This window comes from Tolypothrix sp. VBCCA 56010 (assembly GCF_050875635.1).
Classification (GTDB): domain Bacteria; phylum Cyanobacteriota; class Cyanobacteriia; order Cyanobacteriales; family Nostocaceae; genus Hassallia.
Genome location: NZ_JBPAOH010000009.1, coordinates 17,341 through 38,028 on the forward strand (window position 1 = coordinate 17,341; position 20,688 = coordinate 38,028).

The window sequence follows — 20,688 nt, forward strand, 5'->3', positions numbered from 1 at the left end:
TTATAGGGCGGGGATAAGTGACGATAGCGGTTGTTGGGGCTGGCTCTTTCCCTACACCCCACACCCCACACCCCACACCCGCCCCAACGGGGCTTGGTGATGCGGTTGTCTGGCATCTTCCGCTCTTTGCAGTCCAAACTTGATAAATTATAGGAGGCTGAGTAAGGTAATAACTAAATATGTTAGCTGAAATTACACTTCAAATTCCAGAAATCCTCTATCAACGCTTAGTCAATACTGCGCGTGCTACTCAGCGTCCTCTAGAAGAAATAATTCTCCATGCTTTACAAGTAGGTAGCCCCCCGGTATGGGATGATGTTCCCGAAGAGTTTCAAGCTGACCTTGCGGCATTAGACAAACTAGATGACAATACCCTCTGGCAAATTGTCCACAGTTGCAAAACAGCAGCCAACATGGAACGATACAATATACTGCTTGAAGGTAATTCTAACGGTACACTTACTGAAGCGGAACGTTTAGAACTAATGGCACTGCGGCATGAAGCTGACCTTTTTATGTTGCGTAAAGCTCAAGCAGCAGTATTACTCCGCTGGCGGGGATACAGTGTGCCAACTCCTTAAATTATCGTGTCTACATATATTCCTGAAAGCTTACGAAATAAAATTGCAAATAGTGACAAAGGGCGTTGTTGCTATTGCTTGACAACTGAAGCAAATAGCGGGATTACCATGACGCACGAGCATATTCAGCCCGTCTCTAAAGGTGGCGAAACAACTTTTGAGAACGTTTGTTTAGCTTGTCGTTCATGCAATGAATTTAAAGGTGACGCAACTGAAGCAATAGACCCTTTGACAGGAGAAACTATGTTTCTATTCAATCCCCGCACACAGAAATGGTCTGAGCATTTTGCCTGGAGTGCTGATGGTACAAGAGTTGAAGGTCTAACTGCTATTGGTAGGGCTACAATTTGCGGAATGCGAATGAATAACGCAGTTATCATTGTTGCTCGCAGCCGCTGGGTAATCTGCGGTTGGCATCCTCCTAGCGATTGATTGCGGACAAAAGTTTAATTAAACAAATGCCTGAGTTTTGATTATATAACCCACGAAAGATTAAGAATTCTTAACCGCTTTCTAATATCGGGGAATATACTTTATTCCCAAGTTGCAATTATGGAAGCGTATGATGTCATTATTATTGGTGCCGGACATAACGGTTTAGTTTGCGCCGCATATCTACTTCAAGAAGGATACAGCGTTTTGCTACTGGAATCTCGTTCAATTCCCGGTGGTGGTGCGACAACTGAAGAGCTTATGCCTGAAGAAGCGCCTGGTTTTAAATTTAACCCCTGCGCGATTAATCACCTATTTATTTTCCTAGGTTCGGTAATTCAAGAATTAGAATTGCACAAGTACGGATTGGAATATTTGGAATGCGATCCGGTGGCATTTTGTCCGCATCCTGACGGCAAGTATTTCTTAGCACATAAATCTGTAGAAAAGACTTGTGCGGAAATTGCTCGTTATAGCGAGAGAGATGCTCAAAAATATGCAGAATACACTGAATTTTGGCAAAGATTTGTCAAAGCGGTGACACCCTTTTTTAATGCAGCACCCAAATCAATTGTAGACATTGTTGGTAGCTATGGTTTGAAAAATTTGCCAGATTTGTTTTCAATTCTTGGCGGTACTAACACCACCCTAGATTTAATTCGCACGCTTCTCGGCAGTCCGATAGATAATATTAACGAATACTTTGATTCTGAGTTTGTCAAAGCACCTCTTGCCCGACTATCCGCAGAACTAAGTTCCCCTCCCTCGCAAAAAGCCATGTCCTTTGGGGCGATGATGATGGCGTTGCGTCATAACCCAGGTATGGCACGTCCTCGCGGCGGTACGGGCGCACTCACGAAAGCTTTGGTAAAATGCGTCACTAGTAAAGGTGGCGTTATTCTTACCGACCAGAAGGTGGAAAAAGTTTTAGTAGATAACGGGAAAGCTGTTGGTGTAAGGGTTGCTAGTGGTAAAGAATATCGCGCTAACAAAGGTGTAATTTCCAGTCTTGATGCCAAGCGGTTATTTTTACAACACATCGATCCAAGCGATGTGGATACTGCGGATGCGAATCTGCGAGAAAGATTAGACCGACGCATCGTCAACAACAATGAAACCATCCTGAAAATTGATTGTGCTTTATCTGAACCGCTGCACTTTGAACATCACCAACACAAAGATGAATACCTCATTGGTTCGATTTTGATTGCAGATTCCATGAACCATGTGGAACAGGCACACAGCGAGATTACTTTGGGTAAAATTCCTGATGAAGATCCATCAATGTATGTGGTGATGCCTACAGGACTCGACCCTTCAATGGCACCTGAAGGCAAACATACGCTGTGGATTGAGTTTTTTGCCCCTTATCAAATCGCCGGTGCAGAAGGGACGGGGTTAAAGGGTACCGGTTGGACGGATGAATTGAAAAACAAAGTTGCAGACAAAGTGTTGGATAAACTGGCACAGTATTCGCCCAATTTGAAACATTCAATCATTGCCCGTCATGTGGAAAGCCCCGCTGAATTGGCGCAACGTCTGGGGACTTACGGGGGTAACTATTACCACATCGACATGACTTTAGAACAGATGCTGTGCTTCCGTCCGCTGCCGGAAATAGCTAATTATAAAACGCCGATTAATAATTTATATCTGACTGGCGCGGGAACTCATCCGGGGGGTTCGATTTCTGGGTTGCCGGGACGCAACTGTGCGCGGATGTTTTTGCACGATCGCCAACCTGTGTCACAGACACTCAAAGATGCAGGAGATTCTCTCAAGTCTACTGTTGCATCTGTCTTGGGGCGGGGATAATCTTTGAAATCTCACGCCAAGACGCAAAAAAAGATTTAGTATTTTTGTGTCTTGGTGTGAAATTTAAATATCTTCCTTCTTGAGTAGGCGATGTCCATACTTGTTATCGATGACAAAGATAAGGGAAAATTGATGTAATAAAGCTACTGTTGCCAATACTGGAGCAATGACAAATCGGGTTTTGATTCTTGGAGGAAGAGGGCGGATCGGCAGTAGTGTTGCCCAGGATCTAGCCACGCACACGCAGGCGGAAATTACCATCACCGGGCGATCGCCTGAGATTGGAATTAGCAATCCGCGATGGAAATTTCTGGTTTTAGACTTGGCGGAGGTTGACAAATTGCAGCAGGCGATCGCCTCTGCCGATTTAGTCGTCCACTGTGCCGGTCCTTTTCATTACCGCGATGCCAATGTTCTGAAAATTTGCATTGAACAAGGCGTTAACTATGTAGATGTTAGCGATCACCGTTCATATACCAGCAAAGCTTTAAAATATCATGAACAAGCCGCCGCCGCTGGTGTTACGGCAATTGTTAATACTGGTATTTTTCCCGGTATTTCTAACAGCATGGTACGTCAAGGTGTCGAGCAATTCGATACAGCCGAAAAGATACATTTAAGTTATTTGGTATCTGGTTCTGGTGGTGCTGGTGTCACCGTCATGCGGACAACATTTCTAGGGTTGCAACATCCTTTTGATGCTTGGATAGACGGCAAATGGCAAACAGTTAAGCCTTATAGCCAACGGGAAGCTGTTAACTTTCTCCCCCCCTACGGACGCACTGGAGTTTACTGGTTTGATATGCCAGAAACTTTCACATTACCCCACGCTTTCCCATCAATCAAAACCGTAATTACTAAGTTTGGATCAGTTCCCGATTTTTACAATCACATGACTTGGATTACTGCTCATGTGTTTCCAAAATGGTTGATGCACAAGCGTGGAACTATCGAATTTTTGGCTCATGTAAGTCATTTTCTGACGGATGTGACTAATAACTTTACTGGTATTGGGGTAGCAGTTCGCGCAGAAGTTACAGGGCAAAAAAACGGTGAGACAAGTATTTTTTGCTCAGACTTATTGCATCAAAATACGGCAATGGCTTCGGGTTGTGGCACTGGTAGTATTGCTCAATTATTATTAGAGGGCAAACTTAATAAACCAGGCGTTTTTCCTGTAGAAGAAGCACTACCAACAGATTTATTTGAATATATAGTGCAAAGCCGAGGAATTAAGATATATCACAATTGGTTATAGCAAAAAATTAATGTATCCTCCGATAGAAGAAGAATTGTCATGAAACACTTAGGATGCCTGTGACCCTTGTAAATGGTGTAAGTAATTGTCTTTATTTACGCAAAACAAAGGCTGAAAACAGAAAATTAGGAGGGTTTTTCCATGCCAAGATTTTTATTAACTTTAAAGCAAGCACTACTTTCAAGCATTTTAGTTTTTGGTTTGATGATTTTTATTAGTCTGTCGGGTTTATTCATGGTGGTTCAGCAGCCTAGTTATGCAACCACACTTGAAGAATTGAAGCTGATACCTCCAGAGTATAAACCAACGCCACAAGAAAAGATTGACCGCGCTTACGAACGTAACGAAGCCGCAGGTTTTCGCGAAGAACAGCGAGAAGAAGCTTACGAACAAGCACTAAAAGATGGTAAAAGCCTGAATACGATGCAGAAGGCTTACGAAAGAAATGTAAAAGCTGAAAAAGCACAAAATCCCCCAGAAAGTTTCGGTGAAAAAGCTAAAGAGTGATTAAAAAGGTGACAGGGAAGTAGGGGACGAGGGGGACAGGGGGACAGGGGGACAAGGGGACAGGGGGACAAGGGAGAAAAGGGGGATGAGGTGAATTTTCTTCGTTGTCTCCTTGTCTCCCCATCCCCCCATCCCCCTCTCCCCCTCTCCTCTTTTTCACTCGAATTCATCAACTGTAGCGGGGGGAGTTGCATTTTCGTGGTCGGCAATTCTGCGCTCGTACCAATTCATTAATGGAGTTGAACTAATTCCATGTACAATTACTGAAACAACAATAGTTGTGTAAGTAATCCAGGCAATTTGTTCACCAAGTTCGCCTTTTAAACCATTACTAAATGCATAAGCCAGATAATATAAAGAGCCAACACCGCGAATACCAAACCAACCAAATAGCCAGCGAGTTCGCGAGTCCATTTTCTGGTGACGCGACTTTGGCGATCGCTTACCCATTGTACTAATCCAAGCTCCCACAGGTCGAATCACAAAGAACAAAACTACTATCACTAACAAAGATTGACCAGCATAATCAAGCATCGGCTTAAATAATAATATCGACCCCAATATTAAAATTGTGCAGACTTCCGATAGCTTTTCAATTCGCTCTACAAATTTTAATTCTTGTAATGGTTTATCTGGATTTCTATAACTTCGCTCTACAACTAATCCAGCAACAAATACTGCCAAAAATCCATAGCCATTAACAATTTCTGTCAATGAATAAGTTAGCAAAATCGTGCTGATGGCTACAAAATCTTCCATCGTCTCATCAACCTGGCGGCGTTTTTGAACTTTTTTATCGAACCAAACTACTGCTTTGGCAACGATAATTCCCATGACGATACCAGCAGCGATCGCCCAAATTAAATCAACTGCAACCCATTGTTTCAACCAGTTGTTCCAATTATCATCTTTTAACGAATGAATGCCAAAATAAACAAAGGGAAAAGCCAAAGCATCATTTAAACCACCTTCAGAAGTTAAACCAAAGCGCAACTCATCTTGGTCGTTTGTATCTGTCAGTTGTACTTCTGATGCTAAAACTGGGTCAGTTGGTGCTAAAATTGCTCCTAATAAAATTGCCTCTCCCCAATTCATTCCTAAAAACAATTTGCCTACTACAGCTAGCGCAAAAATGGAAATTGGCATCAAAAATACAATCAATCGCGTCGTTATATCCCAAGCTTTTAAACGTAGCGGACGAACGATTTTTAAGCCGCAACCGAATACTGAAACAATCACCACAAATTCGGTTATTTTTTCTAGTATCTCGGCGTTGAATGTTCCCTCTTGACGCAATTTAATCAGCCCTAAGCCATAAGGTCCTACCAAAATACCTACCACTAGATAGATGAGGGCAAAGGAAAGAGGTAAGCGTGAAATGAAGCCTGAACCTAGCGTCACCAATAGTAAGAGTAGACCAATGAAAAGTAGATTGAGAATATAAACATCTACCATAACGATTTGTATAAAAAATAAGCTTTGCCTTGTAAGTTTAGAGGCGATCGCTTTTGGTTATAAATACCTTGTGGTAGATTTATGACAAGTATATAAATCTTATTTTTACCTCTGGTAGAACATTAAATTTGGGTGCGTGAAATCATAAGGATAATTTCCTCTGCATTGAGATTTACATAACGCAGAGATAACCGAAATATATTAGAGTGCAGATATCCTCTGTTGAACGTCGATAATCAACTCCTCAAATTAGTGCGTCGTGGTGCGATCGCCGTTCGCGTTCGCCCAGGATCGTTGCCGCAGGCTAGCGTGTCCGACAGGACAAGGCGGGGCTTTGCCCATCGCACTTTATGAGGGTAAAACTGTAGTTGTAACAGGCGATCGCGGTCATGTTTGATTTCAAATAAGCGATCGCTTTAAAACTTCACTAAACCAAGACTGATTTGAATTGCTTTATCTACTTGTTCCATAGTTTCTGATTTCAGATTTCCTAAACGTTTAATTAGCGTCTGTTTGTCAATTGAACGAATCTGATTGAGGAGTGCAACCGAATCAACCGCCAAACCGCCTTCTGGCGCTTTAATCAACACTTCGGTAGGATAAAATGGTTCTTCAAATTGAGAGGTAATAGCAGCTACAACAGCGATCGGACTGTATTGATTAGAAACATCATTTTGCTTGCATTAAAGCTGGACGGGTTTTTTTAATCTCTGCACCGATAGTTGGATCGAAATTGACTAAACTCGTAAAAAGGAAGCCCGCGTAGGCGGGCTTTGTTTGTATAGCCCCAGGCTTCTAGCCTGCGGGCTTTTAATATTAAACCTCCAACTTCTCACCCCTAATCGCATAATCCAACAATTCCATCGGATGTATCACTGAAATCTCCTTACCCTGCAACTTTAAATGTTTAGTAATTTGCAACGTACAACCAGGATTAGCAGAAGTAATTAAATCAGCATTAGTATTCAACAAATTCTGCACCTTTTGCCTACCCAATTCATCAGCAACATCCGGTTGCAGCATATTATAAACTCCCGCACTACCACAACACAAAGCCGCGTCTATTGGTTCCCTTAACTTCACCCCTGGAATTTGCCGCAATAACTGACGCGGTTGCACGCTAATCTTTTGTCCGTGCAATAAATGACAAGCATCTTGATAAACCAAATTCAACGGTTTCTCAGCAATTGGTGACAGCTTCGCCGTTAAACCAATTGTTGCCAAAAACTCTTGTGCATCCTTTACCTTACTAGCAAATTCCTTCGCCTTTTCGCGATATTCTGGGTCATCTTCTAAAATATGACCGTATTCTTTTAAAGTATGACCGCAACCAGCAGCATTGATAATCACCGCATCCACATTAGTGTCAGCAAAACTATCAATCATCTGTCTCGCCAAAGCCTTCGCTTGTTCAGTTTGTCCTTGATGTTCCGGAAGCGCAGCACAACAACCTTGAGATTTAGGAATCACAACCTCACAGCCATTCGCCGTTAAAACTCGCACAGTTGCTTCATTCACCGGCGAGAAAAACAACCGTTGTACACAGCCCAAAATCACACCAACACGATAACGTTTTTCACCTTTTGCCTTAATAACAGTAGGCAAATTATCTTGAAAAGATTTTAAAGTAACTTCCGGCAAAATTGATTCCATTGCAGCCAAGCGGGGAGAAATGCGCGGTAATAAACCAGTAAAACGCACAAATTTATTCAAACCCAACTTTTGATAAACCAACAATGGAACCAATAAAAACCTTAATCGGTTCGGATAAGGAAACAGAGAAAATATCAATTGGCGAAATAACCTATCAGGCAAACTGCGCGGATAATTCCTTTCAACTTGCGGACGAGTAGCCGAAATTAACTTGTCATACTGCACACCAGAAGGACAAGTAGTCACACAAGCAAGACATCCCAAACACGAATCAAAATGTGATGCCGTCGCCTCATTCAGCGCAACTTCCCCCTCATTAATTGCATCCATCAAATAGACTCTTCCTCGTGGAGAATCCATCTCCTTACCAATCACCCGATAACTAGGACAAGTTGATAAACAGAACCCACAATGCACACAACTATCAATCAACTTCGGCTCAGGCGGATGATTCGCATCAAACCCTGCCAAATTCTTCAAACTAGCCGTATTATTGAAATTACTATCTGTATTATCTGAAACCTGCATACTTCTCCCCTCTTTCTTCGCGCCCTTTGCGCCTTCGCGGTTCGTTTCTCTTCTCAAATCCCCGCCACAAAACGACCAGGACTTAAAACATTCTTCCCATCAAACTGTTCCTTAATACCCCGCATAAACTGCAAAGCATTACCCGTATATCCCCACACATCTACTTTTTGTTTTACAGCAATCGGTGCAGACAAAATAGTGAGGAAACCACTATTACCTTCACAGAGCGATCGCATCTTGACAACCTCACCTTCACCCTCAAACCGCAACACCCCTAAACCACTACCAACATGAACCAACCCCACCTCCACCGAAGTCAAAACTTCCACCGCAGCAGTAGGTAACACTCCTATTTTGCAAATAATTACCGACCCTGTAACGTCAGAATGTATTTGCTCTCGTAATTTCTGCCATAAATCAGCTTCATCTGCCGCAGAATAAATCGTCCCTTCTAAACCCAACTTTTCCCCTACTTCCAAAAGTCGGTTTGACTGTTCCTTCACACTCTCAACTATACTTTGAAAGCGAGCAATTAAACCCAAACCCTTACCCAAACCTAAATTAGACACAACTTGACTTGAAAGCAAATCAGCCTCAGTTGGTGTCAGTGCCGAACCTCGCAGAGTTTCCGCAGCTTGAGATATAGCCTCAGCCCTACCAGTTAGCACCACCGTCCCCGATATCTCCGGCAACGGATAAACTCGAAAAGTTGCTTGACTTATAATCCCAAGTGTGCTATAAGAGCCAGCAAACAACTTCATCAAATCGTAACCGGCAACATTTTTCACCACACGTCCCCCAGCTTTGGCAATTTGTCCATCAGCACGGACAAAGGTAATACCCAAAAGTTGATCGCGCACACTGCCGTAACGCTGCCGCAAAGAATTTGTATCAGCTGTGGCGATAATTCCACCAATAGTTGCTGACTCTGGTGTGGTAGGATCGAGGGCGAGAAATTGCAGACGATCTGCTAAAATTGCCTGAAGCTTTGAGAATTTCATTCCCGCTTCTACGGTGACAGTCAAATCCCCAACTGCATGTTCAATTAGTTGGTTAATGCGTTCGGTACTGATGACGACATCAACGCAAGTTGCTAAACCGCCCCAACTGATTTTACTACAATTACCGCAACTTAAAACGCGCCAGTTATTTTGGTGAGCGTGGGCGATCGCTTGTGCTAATTCTTCGGTAGTGTGGGGATAAACAATGCAACTAGGAACGCTTCCTGGCATTATCGCCTGTAGAATACGCTCTTGGCGACTAAGTTCGATATCTTCCCATATGCAGACATTATCTTCCCCCACGATAGATGCAAAACTAGAGGCGTTTGCTTTCATTAGTTTATTTTTGAATCCCTAAATCTAATGTACTGGTTTTCACCAAATAAATAAGTAATATCTTAAAAGACAGCATTGGGCATATCTGGTCTAAAATATAGCAAAGAGAATCCCGGCTTCAAGAAAAGAGAATCCCGGTTTCTTGAAGAAACCGGGATTCTGACAAAAAACTTTATTGTTCTCTAAACGTTAACTGCCTGTTTCTTTTTCAGTGATTTGTAATAACCGTTATTGTCTTCAACTTCTATTTCCTGAAGCATTTCTTTACCTGTAATCAATCTTGCGCCGCGATTGCGAGTAAAATAGTTCCAGCCCCACTGAATCATCACTACTAATTTGTTGTCAAACTCAATTAAGAAGTAGATGTGAATTAATAGCCAAAATAGCCAAGCTAAGAAACCTGTAAGTTTAATAAAACCTAAATCCACAACGGCTAAATTTTGCCCAATCATCGCTAAACTACCGCGATCGATGTAGTGAAACGGTGATAAAGTTTTACCTTGAAGTTTTTGTTGAATCAGCGAAGCTACGTATTCTCCTTGTTGTTTGGCTACGGGTGCGACACCGGGTAAAGGTTTACCATTTTGATAGGAAAAATTCGCTAAATCACCAACTACAAAAATATTAGAATATCCTTTGATACTTAAGTCGGGTTCAACAATAACTCGTCCAGCGCGATCGCATTCCGCAAAAGTGCGTTCTGTCAAAACTTTTCCCATTGCCGACGCTTTGACACCTGCTGCCCATAATACTGTTTTTGCGGCAATCTCTCTAACTCCATCGTTTTGTTTGATAGTAACGACATCATCTTCTATATTCGTTACCAATGCTTTTGTCTGTACGGTGACACCCATCCGCGTTAAAGATGCTTCCGCTTCAACTGACAATTCCGGTGCGAAGGGTGGGAGAATACGATCCATACCTTCGAGAAGCAAAACTTGCGCTTCTCTGGTGTCAATGTTGCGAAAATCTTCTTTCAGGGTGTGGTATGCTAATTCGGCGATCGCCCCCGCTAATTCTACACCGGTTGGACCACCACCAACTATTACAAATGTTAACCAAGCACGCCGCACTTCTGGATCAATTTCCTTTTCAGCAGCTTCAAATGCCGTAAAGATGCGACGACGCATTAACAACGCATCTTCCACAGTTTTCAAACCGGGTGCGAATTCTTCCCAGTCGTCTTTACCAAAGTAAGAATGTTTTGCACCTGTAGCGACAATTAACGTATCGTAAGGTACTACTTCATCACCCAAAATCACTTTTTGCGCTTCTGGATCGATATCATTCACTTCACCTAACAGTACTTTGGTATTTTTGCTTTTACTCAACACCGATCGCAATGGCGAAGAAATATCAGCCGGAGATAACGCACCTGTCGCAACTTGATACAACAGCGGTTGAAATAGATGAAAGTTCCGTTTATCAATCAGTGTAACGTTTACTGAAGCTTTGGCTAAGGCTTTCGCGGCATAAAGTCCACCAAAACCACCACCAACGATTACTACCTGATGGGGTGGCTGATTGTCAAGTGATATCATAAGAAATCTTTCCTTTTTCAAACTGTTGTTACTATTCTTAACAAATTTCGTTGTATCAAGTTTGTCACATTTGTTGCTGTTTGGCTTGCACAGATGAATTTCTGATAAAGGTAATCAAAGCTACATTTAAGAGCGTGTCCAGCAAATCATGCCTTTTGTAGAGACGACGATTTATTGTTCCCAATTAAGCTATTAAAATATCAACATCGCAGAATAAAGGTAAAATATAGGTTTAGAGTGATGATTAGGTCAAAAAGCTTATGACCACAGCATTCAAGAAACTCACTCTGAACGAGTATCTTGCCTATGATGATGGCACAGATGCTCGGTACGAACTTGTGGATGGAGAGTTGGTTGAAATGCCACCGGAAAGTGATAGAAATAACTTAATTTCTCTCTATTTACTGTCACAGTTTCTCAAGTTTGTCCCGATTCAACTCATCCGCCATAAAGATACAGAACTCGTGGTCATAGGCAACCGGACTCGTGTGCGACTGCCTGACTTGATGATCTTGACGCAGGAGTTATTAGAAGCGATCGCAGGAGGACGGGCTACCATCGTTCCAGATATGCCTTCCCCAGCAATGGTGGTTGAGGTTGTCTCGCCAGGAAAGGTAAATGAGGATAGAGACTACCGCTATAAGCGTTCTGAGTACGCAGCACGGGGTATCCCTGAATACTGGATTGTTGATGCCGATAGAGCTAGAATTACCCTGCTGACTCTGGTAGAGGGACTGTATGAAGAAACTGTGTTTGAAGGAACAGAGGTTATTAAGTCAGCAACTTTTCCAATGCTGGATTTGACCGCAGCCCAAGTATTGTCGGCTGGGCAGGCTTAAAGTTCAACATTTACATCACAGGAGCGTTTTTGTCAACATATATTGGTGGACTGGCTCTTTAGTAACTATTTCATTACAAGGAATCAGGATTTACACCTAAAGCGCGTAATTGTTCGCGTAAACGTGCATTTTCGGCTTCAGCTTATTCAGCGCGTTGATGTTCTTGTTCAGCGCGTTCATCACCAGTCAGCAAAAGATTTCCTTGGTCATCCCACCAACGCAACCAGGGTAAATTGGCATTGAGATACTCACCAAGCCATATACCTAATTTCATATCTTGCACCAACGTGTTAATACTGCTTGAGGTAGTTATAATAAAAACATTTTTTCTAGACTGAGCGCACGAATAAACAAGGATTTATAGCCTGCGTAGGCAGGCTTTGTTTGTATAGCCTCACCCTTCTAGGGTGTAGGCGCAAGATGTGAGTAATTCTACTTTCAAAGGAGCGATCGCATAATGTCCTCTTTCATTAGCAGCCATCAACTGGTAGTTACCCGCAACCATTTGATAAACTTCTACTGCTGCCTTTTTCACTTCATAAATACCGTAGAAAGCAGGACGAATAACTTGTTCGTAAATCCAAAATTTGCCTTCAAAAGCTGTATTATCTCACTCTTGTTCTCCGTTACCAGAGACAAATTCCAAAACAATCAACGGTGCGATCAGTTCCTGCCATAATACATAAGAACGTCGCAATTCACCGTTAAGAGTTGGGGGGACATTCGCAACATAAAACCAATCTGGTGCTTCGGCGCCTCGTTCTGGAGGAGTAGTCATCCGCCAGTATATACCGCAATCTTGCCCAATGCAGTATTGCCCATCTGCGTGAATTTGTTGCAAACGCGGTTGAATTGAGTCTGTCAGCAGGATACTCTGGGGATGCTCCTGAAAATTTTTGCCTCCGGCACGCTTTGCGAACACAAAAGTCCCGTCTGATTCTGGTAGCTGCGTATGGTCTGGTAAAACAAGGCTGACAGGTTCAATAGTCATCGCTTTTTCTCACCAAAGATTATTATTTCACCTCAGGTAAGTCTAGTCTACCAATTGAATCACACCCCATTGTCCATTAGTGAGCCAATCAGAGTCAGATTTTGCTACTTGCTGAATAACTTCTGGTTTTAACCCAGCGACGACTTCCGACTTGAGAGTGCGTAAAGCAACGATGGGGACGCTGAAGTAAGATACGATATCTGCGAAGTTTGTGGTAAAATCCCAATGGCGATCGCCCAACAATCGCCGATAATTCGCATCACCTTTAATTACGATCAAATTCGCGGCTGATAAATCACTTTTGAGTGTGTCGGGTATTTCCCAAAAAGCTAAAGGTGATGTCCAAAAGTAATCTTCAGATAAAACTAAGCGATTTGAGGCAATATTTTCTTGCAACCGCTTGGCAAATGATGTAACATCTTCATGATTGTCAGCTGCTAAAAACTCGATTGTATGCAGCACATCTTTAATCATGGCATCAGAGACAAAAGTCGGGTGAGGCTTTAAATGCAGCTTTACTTGACTTGCTACACCACTACCTAGAAGAAAATCTAGCAAACATAAGTCGCAAACCAGTTCAAAACCAGCATTATCTATCACAAAGTCAATGCGTTTACCCTTACTGGCTAACAATTCCGTCACTTTGGCAGCATCATCGACTAAAATGTGAGATTGTTGGCTTTGAATATCAAAATGACTGCGTTCGCTTTCCAATGCTGACCACAAACTTAAGTCTACACGATTTCCCCACAGCGCAAAATATAACAAAGCAATCAAAGCTGTTTGATTTAATTCCTCTTTTTGTGCATCAGCCAACCATTGATTAAGTTGAATGCATAAAGCTCTTGTCGAGTCAAGAGATGTTTCTAAATCTTTATTTTTCTCTAATTGAAATGGATCGACACCTTGGAATTGACTTTTGCGAAAGTAATTAGTAATTTCCAGAATTAGACGATAAAAATAAGTTTCTGCTAAGAACCAGGGAACATCAATCCAACGCTGACCTTTGAATGGTTGTAGATATTTCATCCAATCTGAAAAATCAACACCAGTGTCATGTAAAAGAGGTGACAAAGATTCTGAGGGTAACTCACTGGCTAGTTGTTTTAGGCAATCATTAATGTTTTCTGGGTAATTATTTTCAGTGATGACTCGGCGTGCGATCGCAGGCATTCGTTGAGTTACTGTATACTCAGTAAAAGTACCAACTTCAGACCCCAAAAGTGGAGATGGTAGGGGTAATTTGGGAATGTCGGGTGTCATCACCACAAGTTCTCTTTCCCTCTTAATTTTTAGTTATTCTATCCTTGTTTTGAGAATTAGCCCCGGAAAATTATAAAATCTACCATTAAGTTAAAAAGTTATTAAGCTATACTCTGTTAATTGTTAGTTGTCAAAAAATGCTCCTACGCACTAATCACTATCAAGATATTGCTCATTTACAACTCCTAACTATTGTACAGACGTTCCGGCGGAACGTCTCTACCAAACTCTTTCTTACGGTATAAGACAAAAATCAAACAAAAGTGCAAATATTGTAAATTATGGACACTACTGAACGCCTAGCTACTCTCAATCGCATTCGTAAACTCAGCCGTCTGATGGATACATCTATCGGTATTCCTGGGACGCGCTTTCGTTTTGGGTTAGACCCAATTCTTGGTCTTGTTCCTGGTGCTGGTGATTTAGTCAGTACAGCATTTTCGGCTTATATAATATATTTAGCAACCCGCGTCGGTATTCCAAATCAAGATTTAAGGCAAATGATTTTCAACGTTGGTTTGGAAGCTGTTGTGGGTACAGTGCCTTTAATAGGTGACTTATTTGATGCTGTTTATAAATCTAATATCCGCAATTTAGCAATTTTGGAAAAGCATCTAACAGCAGTCGAACCAGAATTCTCTAAAGTTGCTTTTGAAGAAGGCAATTTAGCTTCATCTAATTAGCTGAATATATAATATTATGTCAAAAAATTAACACTAATAAAAACATCGCAACCGTCGTAGAGCATTCGTGAAAGGTTAAGATAAAGTGCCTTTTGTCAATCAGTTAAAATACACAAAATAACCTTAATAAAAACTTTGATAGATTCCTTCCTGGTTCTAAAATTAAATTGGACTTCATCGCTGACAAAACTAGCTTATGCAAGACTTTAGACAAGAAATAAATGCTAGAGCTTCTATGGATTTGGAACAGCGAAGGACTTGGTATTCTCCCGTTGCTGATGTTTATTACAACGCAAGACCGCACTATCCAAAGGAACTAATTGATCGGTCTGTCTCTTTAGCCCAACTTGACTCAGATGCATCGATTCTTGAGGTTGGTTGTGGTCCAGGAAATGCGACGGTGGCTTTTGCTCAATTTGGTTTTTCAATGACGTGTCTTGAGCCAAACCAGGATTTTTGTCATTTGGCACAACACAACTGCGATCGATATCCAAAAGTTACAATTTGCAATACATCATTTGAGGAGTGGGAACTAGAAGCAAAACAGTTCAATGCCGTTCTAGGAGCCAATGCTTTTCACTGGATACCGCCAGAGATTAGATATACCAAGGCAGCAGCAGCAATGTGCGATAACGGTTTTCTTATCCTGCTATGGAATCTGACCCCAGAACCGAAATACGAAGTTTACCAAGCGATCGAGGAAGTGTATCAAGCTTATACGCCCTCCCTTGTTCGATATGAAGGTGCCCAGATTCAAGCGGAGATTTTGAGGGGGTTTGGACAAGAGATTTTAGACTCCAATTGTTTTAAACAGTTGGTTGTCGAGCAAACTGCGTGTGAAGTCACCTATAGCATTGATGACTACCTCAAGCTTTTGAGTACCTTGCGGAGACTAGAGCCACAAGCGAAAGAGTTACTATTTGCAGGATTGCGAGAGAAGCTAGAAAAATTTGGAGATAGCGTACAACTCTCGTTTCTTTCTGCTGTTCATGTTGCCCGCAAAGACAGCTAAACTGTTGAGGTCGGATAACGCGGCAGAACAACTTGGTTGGAGCGGACGTGCAAAGTCTCTTCGTCTGGTGACTGGTCTACCCATCGAAATTTGGTTTCATACAAACCCATGCACAAGCGATACTAATTTTGAGACAGTGCTTCTGAATTTACTTCCTACTAAAACCCTAATTTTATTGGACAGAGGCTTTTATCATTTCCAATTTTTTGAGCAACTTATTAATCAAAATGTTGACTTTATTACTCAATTAAAAGCCAAAGCATCTATTAAAGTATTAAAGGTGTTTACTTATGACTATTCTATTAAAGACAAATTGATTCAACTTGGTACTGGTCGAGATGGCGCTTTAATTCTCACTTTATGAATGGTGCGTTAAACTTTGTTATAAAGCACCACTAGCTATCTCATATACATTTAATTATAGTTTTTAGACAATATCATCTACTACGCACATTATAAAGGACGCGGTGAGGCGGATAAGTTTATCCGTGTTCCGCGTCCTTTAATAACTATTTCCGCCAAGTGAAATGACTGCATTTTAGTATCAGTCATAAAAATTAGAAGCGGAAACCAACACCAGTTTGCAAGCTTAAAGCACCAGCATCGCTGTCTTTGTAAGCGTCAATACCCCATTTTGCATCACCATACAAAACGGTGTTTTTCGCAATTTCTGATTCAGCACCAAGGGTTACTACAGGTGTATTCTTGTTTCCTAATTGAGTGGCTTTACCTTCATCGGTGACAAACGAGTAACCACCACCAACGTAAACGTTAGTATTTTTAGCAATAGGTGCATCGTAAGTTAATAAAGGCATAGCTGCGGTAGCATCACCACCGAACAAAACAGCGCCCCGAACTGAAACAGGTGCATTAGGAATAGCAGCGCGTCCTTGAATATTTCCACCTAACAAAGCGGCATCATTTTGTCTTCCACCATTGGTGACACCAGCAGAAACACCAGCACCGATGTAGCTACCCTTTAGACCAAGTGTTTCAGCGGTTTGAGGTGTTTGAGCGCTAGCAATTCCAGCACTAAAGATAACAGAAGCAACAGCGAGTGCAGAGGTTGCGAATTTTGCGAGTTTCATAGATTCTTCCTGACTAGAAATTAAGTTCAATCAATCTTCTCTATTACTAGAATCTCTTTTTTTACAAAATGTAACCTCGCACTTTTGGATAACCTGAGTGGGTTAAAATGTTTCACCCGACTGGGTGAACACGAAGGTGTCGGTTGTTGATTGTTAGTTATTAGTTGTTGGTTGTTAGTTGTTGGTTGTTGGTTGTTGGTGAACCACTGCCTCGTCTTTGCGTGAGCTTTTCATACAGCGTTTTTCAGGTAAATGAGGTACACAGGTAGGGGCACAACATTGTTGTGCCCTTACAATAATCTGTATCTCACGCCCGTTGCAATCTGCTGTATGTTGATTGGTGCAACGCCAATTTTTTCAGCCCTAAGTATGTTGATTGTCCATACTTTTTCGTCTTTAAGAGAGATTGATGCGATGGGGAATCATTTATGCGTATTCATCATCTTAATTGCGGTTGCATGTGTCCGATTGGCGGGGCACTCTTCGACGGTTTTAGTCGCGGGCTAACAGCCAGTCTCGTCTGCCACTGCCTGCTGGTTGAGACAAATCAGGGACTGGTTCTCATCGATACGGGCTTTGGCGATCGCGATATCAAAGCGCCATTATCAAGACTCAGCCCGTTCTTCATGAATTTGAATCGCATACAGTTTGAAGAAAAATACACGGCGATCGCTCAAATCAAGCAGCTTGGCTTGAACCCACGCGATGTGCGGCATATCGTGCTTACTCACCTTGATTTCGATCATGCAGGGGGCTTAGAGGATTTTCCCGACGCAACCGTGCATGTAATGCAGACTGAGATAGAAGCAGCAAAAAGTAGGCGCGGCTTCATCGCAGCTGAACGCTATCGTCCAGGTCAATGGGATGAAGTAAAATACTGGAAGTACTATTCGCCCTCTGGTGAACCTTGGTTCGGCTTCGAGGCAGTGCGCGACCTCGACGGACTGCCACCAGAAATTCTCCTCATCCCGCTTGCAGGTCACACGCGGGGTCATGCTGGCATCGCCATCCAGACATCAGAAGGTTGGTTGTTACATGCCGGCGATGCCTACTTTTATCGGGAGGAAATGGGAACCACCAAACCGCGTTGCACACCAGGTCTGCGTGCCTATCAATGGTTGATGGAGGTAGACCGCAAAACTCGACTTTATAATCAACAACGGTTGCGTGCGTTATCCCTAGACCAAAGTAATGAAGTGCGGCTTTTTTGCAGCCATGATGCCATCGAGTTTAAAGCGATCGCACTCCCTAATAATTCTTAACATTTTCACGACCATGAAACTTTTGTAGGGTGCGTTAGGCGAAGCCGTAACGCACCCTACTAACTCCTTTTGTACAGACGCGATTAATCGCGTCTCTACTACCTCTTCAAAAACCGCTGACCCAGACGAGAGACAAAAACATTCACCTCTGGTAATCTGATCCATGAGGCAATGACACCAAAAATGGCAATCCCCACTACACCAGATATAGATAACTCAAGCAGCAGAATCAGCAAACCTTCTTTACCTAAATAGTGCTGAGAAAGTTCCAGAGTCGCAAAGCTGGCTATCCCACCTGCGATGCTAGCAGCAATTAAACCTAAAAACGGTAAACTCCACTCGCGCCAAGGTAAACCATTTAACCTACGATGAAGTAAAAATAACAGCATTAATACTGAACTGCAATTTACAGTCACAGTTGCCAATACCAAGCCGGAAGCGCCAAAAGGTTTAATTAAAAGGTAATCAAATACAGCGTTAAAGAAGATATTAATCATACTGACGCGAAAAGGTGTATCGCCATCGCCTAAGGCATAAAACACCCGCACCAAAACATCACGTCCCAAATAAACAAACATGCCAAATCCGTTGGCAATTAGCAGCGAAGACACCAGCGCTGAGTCTCTTTCCTCAAAAGCACCGTGTTCGTATACTATGCGGACAATTGGCACAGAAAGCGTTATCATCAATGCACCCAAAGGCAGCATGGTGAAAGCTGAAAGCAGTAAACCTTGCCGAATGCGTGATTTTAACTCATCCCAATTATTCGGATCGGCAAGTCGGGCAAACATCGGTAATAAAGGAACCAAAATCATGTTAGAAATGATTCCTAAAGGAGTTTGCACCAGTAAAGATGCATTATTTAAAGCAGCAGCAACCCCGATAGTGGGAATCAAAGATGCGAAAAACAAATCTGTGTAGAGGTTGATTTGCAGCATCCCAGAGGAAAAGGTAGCAGGTCCCATGATTTTCAGAACATCTCTTACCCCAGGCTGATTAAAATCAAATCGCAACCGCAATGTACCTAAACCAGACTTTGCTTGCACGATTACCTGCACCAACCATTGCAAAACTGCTCCGGCTAAAACTCCTCCTGCCAAAACAATTCCGCCTAACTTAGCATATTCAAGACTGCTAATTTTTTCGCCTAGTTCTAGATAAAGAACACCCAGACCAACAATAACTGTAATGCTGGAAAATAAAGGACTGATAGAAGGCAGCCAGAATTGATTTCCAGCGTTAAGAACTCCAAAGCCAATACCAATTAGTCCGGCTAAGACTGCGATTGGTGCCATTATCTGGAGTTGTAAGATAGCGATCGCTCTCACTAAATCTTTGTGTCCCAGTCTCAAACCAGGTGCAAACGCATCAATCATCTGCGGGGCAAAAATCACCACAAAAATCGCCACCAATAGCAGCATACCACCGATCAGCGTCGTAATCGTTTCCACTAAAGGCGCCGCTTCTTCTTTCCTGCGCTTGGATAAAACGCTGACAACCGCACTATAAAATGGTCCGTTAATCCCCCCTAACAATATCAACAGAAACCCAGGAATCGTATAAGCGTAGTTAAAAGCATCAGCAGCCGGTCCCAAACCAAAAGCCGCAGCGATCGCTTGCTGACGTACTAAACCAAAGACTTTACTAATTAACGTTGCAGCTGCGACAATGCCAGCTATTCCAACCAGAGAACGAGAAGTTTTTTGTTGTGCCACGAATTATTATTGACAATTCAAGCGATAGCGGTATCTCTTGAATATTTAACCCCAAATTCGATAGTCTGTCAGGCAAATTTTGAAAATGAAGACAGGGCATTGGGCATGGGGCATTGGGCATTGGCAATTTTAACTTTCCTTGCTCTCCCTGCTCAAGAAAGCTCCCCCTGCTCCCCCTGCCCCCTGCCCCGTTCCCCAGTCTCTACCGACACCCCAAACTTTCTCGCGTGGAAACACCTGTAACTGGATTGACGCCCGATGCGCGATCGCACAATAATGACACTTGATAGCGGTCAATCAAAGCATCGGTAAAATCAGCACCCGTTATATCCGCATCATAAAAGCGGCTACTTGTCAAGGTCGCTTGTGTAAAAATCGCATTTTTCAGATTTGCCCCATCCATAGTTACGCGGTCAACTAAAGCATCTGAAAGATTTGCACCTTCTAAATTCGCTCTTAGTAAAACTCCCTTGGTGAGAATTGCATTAGTTAAATTGCTCCCTTGGAAATTTGCCCCGCGCATTTCCGCTGCCACAAAAGTTACACCAGTCAAATCAAGGTTAGAAAAATCACGGTTTTCTAAACTCATATTGCTGTAGTTGATTGTATTTACTTGAGCAAAAGCCGGATGCGGATTAAGTATTATCCACAAAGCAGCCAGTAGCAAAGTTACAATCAAACTCAAAAAGCGAAGCAAAATCTTTTTCATAAATTTACTAAAAAAGGGA

Annotated in this window: 20 protein-coding genes and 2 pseudogenes; 11 read left to right on the top strand and 11 right to left on the bottom strand. The window is 42.4% G+C overall.

Annotated elements, in window-relative coordinates; translation table 11 throughout:
• Positions 1-179 precede the first annotated feature (179 nt).
• From AABK37_RS04850 to AABK37_RS04870, 5 genes are all read left to right on the top strand, one after another.
• Positions 180-581: a hypothetical protein gene (locus tag AABK37_RS04850; protein WP_432550471.1), complete on the top strand. Its 402-nt coding sequence runs from the start codon at positions 180-182 to the stop codon at positions 579-581.
• Positions 582-587: 6 nt separating this feature from the next.
• Positions 588-1,013: an HNH endonuclease gene (locus AABK37_RS04855; RefSeq protein ID WP_432550472.1), complete on the top strand. Its 426-nt coding sequence runs from the start codon at positions 588-590 to the stop codon at positions 1,011-1,013.
• Between the two features lie 120 nt (positions 1,014-1,133).
• On the top strand, positions 1,134-2,828 hold the full coding sequence (crtO, locus tag AABK37_RS04860; protein WP_432550473.1) for a beta-carotene ketolase CrtO: 1,695 nt from the start codon (positions 1,134-1,136) through the stop codon (positions 2,826-2,828).
• 166 nt (positions 2,829-2,994) lie between these two features.
• Positions 2,995-4,086 carry a saccharopine dehydrogenase family protein gene (locus AABK37_RS04865; protein ID WP_432550474.1) on the top strand — a complete coding sequence of 364 codons (1,092 nt, stop codon included), beginning with the start codon at positions 2,995-2,997 and terminating at the stop codon, positions 4,084-4,086.
• A gap of 141 nt (positions 4,087-4,227) precedes the next feature.
• A complete protein-coding gene (locus AABK37_RS04870) occupies positions 4,228-4,593 on the top strand; it encodes a hypothetical protein (protein ID WP_432550475.1) in 366 nt (121 codons plus the stop codon).
• 156 nt (positions 4,594-4,749) lie between these two features.
• Here AABK37_RS04870 and AABK37_RS04875 read toward each other — a convergent pair whose 3' ends face one another.
• Entirely contained in the window at positions 4,750-6,048 is a 1,299-nt protein-coding gene (locus tag AABK37_RS04875; protein WP_432550476.1) for a cation:proton antiporter, read from the bottom strand.
• 222 nt (positions 6,049-6,270) lie between these two features.
• Between AABK37_RS04875 and AABK37_RS04880 the strand changes: the two genes are divergently transcribed.
• Positions 6,271-6,402: a hypothetical protein gene (locus tag AABK37_RS04880; RefSeq protein ID WP_432550477.1), complete on the top strand. Its 132-nt coding sequence runs from the start codon at positions 6,271-6,273 to the stop codon at positions 6,400-6,402.
• 62 nt (positions 6,403-6,464) lie between these two features.
• On the opposite strand, the gene AABK37_RS04885 is transcribed toward AABK37_RS04880, so the two are convergent.
• The 4 genes from AABK37_RS04885 to AABK37_RS04900 form a co-directional block, all read right to left on the bottom strand.
• Entirely contained in the window at positions 6,465-6,695 is a 231-nt protein-coding gene (locus AABK37_RS04885; RefSeq protein ID WP_432550547.1) for a type II toxin-antitoxin system PemK/MazF family toxin, read from the bottom strand.
• A 169-nt stretch (positions 6,696-6,864) separates the two neighbouring features.
• Positions 6,865-8,229, bottom strand: a complete 1,365-nt coding sequence (locus AABK37_RS04890) for a (Fe-S)-binding protein (protein WP_432550478.1) — start codon at positions 8,227-8,229, stop codon at positions 6,865-6,867.
• Between the two features lie 53 nt (positions 8,230-8,282).
• Entirely contained in the window at positions 8,283-9,566 is a 1,284-nt protein-coding gene (locus AABK37_RS04895) for an FAD-binding oxidoreductase (RefSeq protein ID WP_432550479.1), read from the bottom strand.
• A gap of 182 nt (positions 9,567-9,748) precedes the next feature.
• The gene (locus AABK37_RS04900; RefSeq protein WP_432550480.1) at positions 9,749-11,107 is read right to left on the bottom strand and encodes an NAD(P)/FAD-dependent oxidoreductase; all 1,359 of its coding nucleotides are present in this window, start codon (positions 11,105-11,107) and stop codon (positions 9,749-9,751) included.
• A 260-nt stretch (positions 11,108-11,367) separates the two neighbouring features.
• Between AABK37_RS04900 and AABK37_RS04905 the strand changes: the two genes are divergently transcribed.
• Positions 11,368-11,946 carry a Uma2 family endonuclease gene (locus tag AABK37_RS04905; RefSeq protein WP_432550481.1) on the top strand — a complete coding sequence of 193 codons (579 nt, stop codon included), beginning with the start codon at positions 11,368-11,370 and terminating at the stop codon, positions 11,944-11,946.
• A 73-nt stretch (positions 11,947-12,019) separates the two neighbouring features.
• Here AABK37_RS04905 and AABK37_RS04910 read toward each other — a convergent pair.
• The 3 genes and pseudogenes from AABK37_RS04910 to AABK37_RS04920 form a co-directional block, all read right to left on the bottom strand.
• Positions 12,020-12,214 (bottom strand): annotated as a pseudogene (locus AABK37_RS04910) (Uma2 family endonuclease); the annotation flags it as partial.
• A 159-nt stretch (positions 12,215-12,373) separates the two neighbouring features.
• Positions 12,374-12,937: pseudogene (locus AABK37_RS04915) on the bottom strand (Uma2 family endonuclease); the annotation flags it as partial.
• Positions 12,938-12,979: 42 nt separating this feature from the next.
• Positions 12,980-14,200: a damage-control phosphatase ARMT1 family protein gene (locus AABK37_RS04920; RefSeq protein WP_432550482.1), complete on the bottom strand. Its 1,221-nt coding sequence runs from the start codon at positions 14,198-14,200 to the stop codon at positions 12,980-12,982.
• Positions 14,201-14,481: 281 nt separating this feature from the next.
• On the opposite strand from AABK37_RS04920, the gene AABK37_RS04925 reads away from it, so the two are divergent.
• The 3 genes from AABK37_RS04925 to AABK37_RS04935 all read left to right on the top strand — a co-directional run bounded on the left by AABK37_RS04925 (position 14,482) and on the right by AABK37_RS04935 (position 16,259).
• On the top strand, positions 14,482-14,883 hold the full coding sequence (locus AABK37_RS04925) for a DUF4112 domain-containing protein (RefSeq protein ID WP_432550483.1): 402 nt from the start codon (positions 14,482-14,484) through the stop codon (positions 14,881-14,883).
• A gap of 196 nt (positions 14,884-15,079) precedes the next feature.
• Positions 15,080-15,895 carry a class I SAM-dependent methyltransferase gene (locus AABK37_RS04930; protein ID WP_432550484.1) on the top strand — a complete coding sequence of 272 codons (816 nt, stop codon included), beginning with the start codon at positions 15,080-15,082 and terminating at the stop codon, positions 15,893-15,895.
• A 4-nt stretch (positions 15,896-15,899) separates the two neighbouring features.
• The gene (locus tag AABK37_RS04935) at positions 15,900-16,259 is read left to right on the top strand and encodes a transposase (protein WP_432550485.1); all 360 of its coding nucleotides are present in this window, start codon (positions 15,900-15,902) and stop codon (positions 16,257-16,259) included.
• A gap of 193 nt (positions 16,260-16,452) precedes the next feature.
• Here AABK37_RS04935 and AABK37_RS04940 read toward each other — a convergent pair whose 3' ends face one another.
• Complete coding sequence (locus AABK37_RS04940) at positions 16,453-16,983, bottom strand: hypothetical protein (RefSeq protein ID WP_432550486.1); 531 nt, start codon at positions 16,981-16,983, stop codon at positions 16,453-16,455.
• A gap of 428 nt (positions 16,984-17,411) precedes the next feature.
• Between AABK37_RS04940 and AABK37_RS04945 the strand changes: the two genes are divergently transcribed.
• Positions 17,412-18,245 carry an MBL fold metallo-hydrolase gene (locus AABK37_RS04945; protein WP_432550487.1) on the top strand — a complete coding sequence of 278 codons (834 nt, stop codon included), beginning with the start codon at positions 17,412-17,414 and terminating at the stop codon, positions 18,243-18,245.
• Between the two features lie 98 nt (positions 18,246-18,343).
• On the opposite strand, the gene murJ is transcribed toward AABK37_RS04945, so the two are convergent.
• Together murJ and AABK37_RS04955 are read right to left on the bottom strand one after the other, a co-directional pair.
• On the bottom strand, positions 18,344-19,960 hold the full coding sequence (gene murJ, locus AABK37_RS04950; RefSeq protein ID WP_432550488.1) for a murein biosynthesis integral membrane protein MurJ: 1,617 nt from the start codon (positions 19,958-19,960) through the stop codon (positions 18,344-18,346).
• Positions 19,961-20,162: 202 nt separating this feature from the next.
• Positions 20,163-20,669 (bottom strand): pentapeptide repeat-containing protein, encoded by a 507-nt coding sequence (locus AABK37_RS04955; protein ID WP_432550489.1) that lies wholly within the window; start codon positions 20,667-20,669, stop codon positions 20,163-20,165.
• Positions 20,670-20,688: the final 19 nt, after the last annotated feature.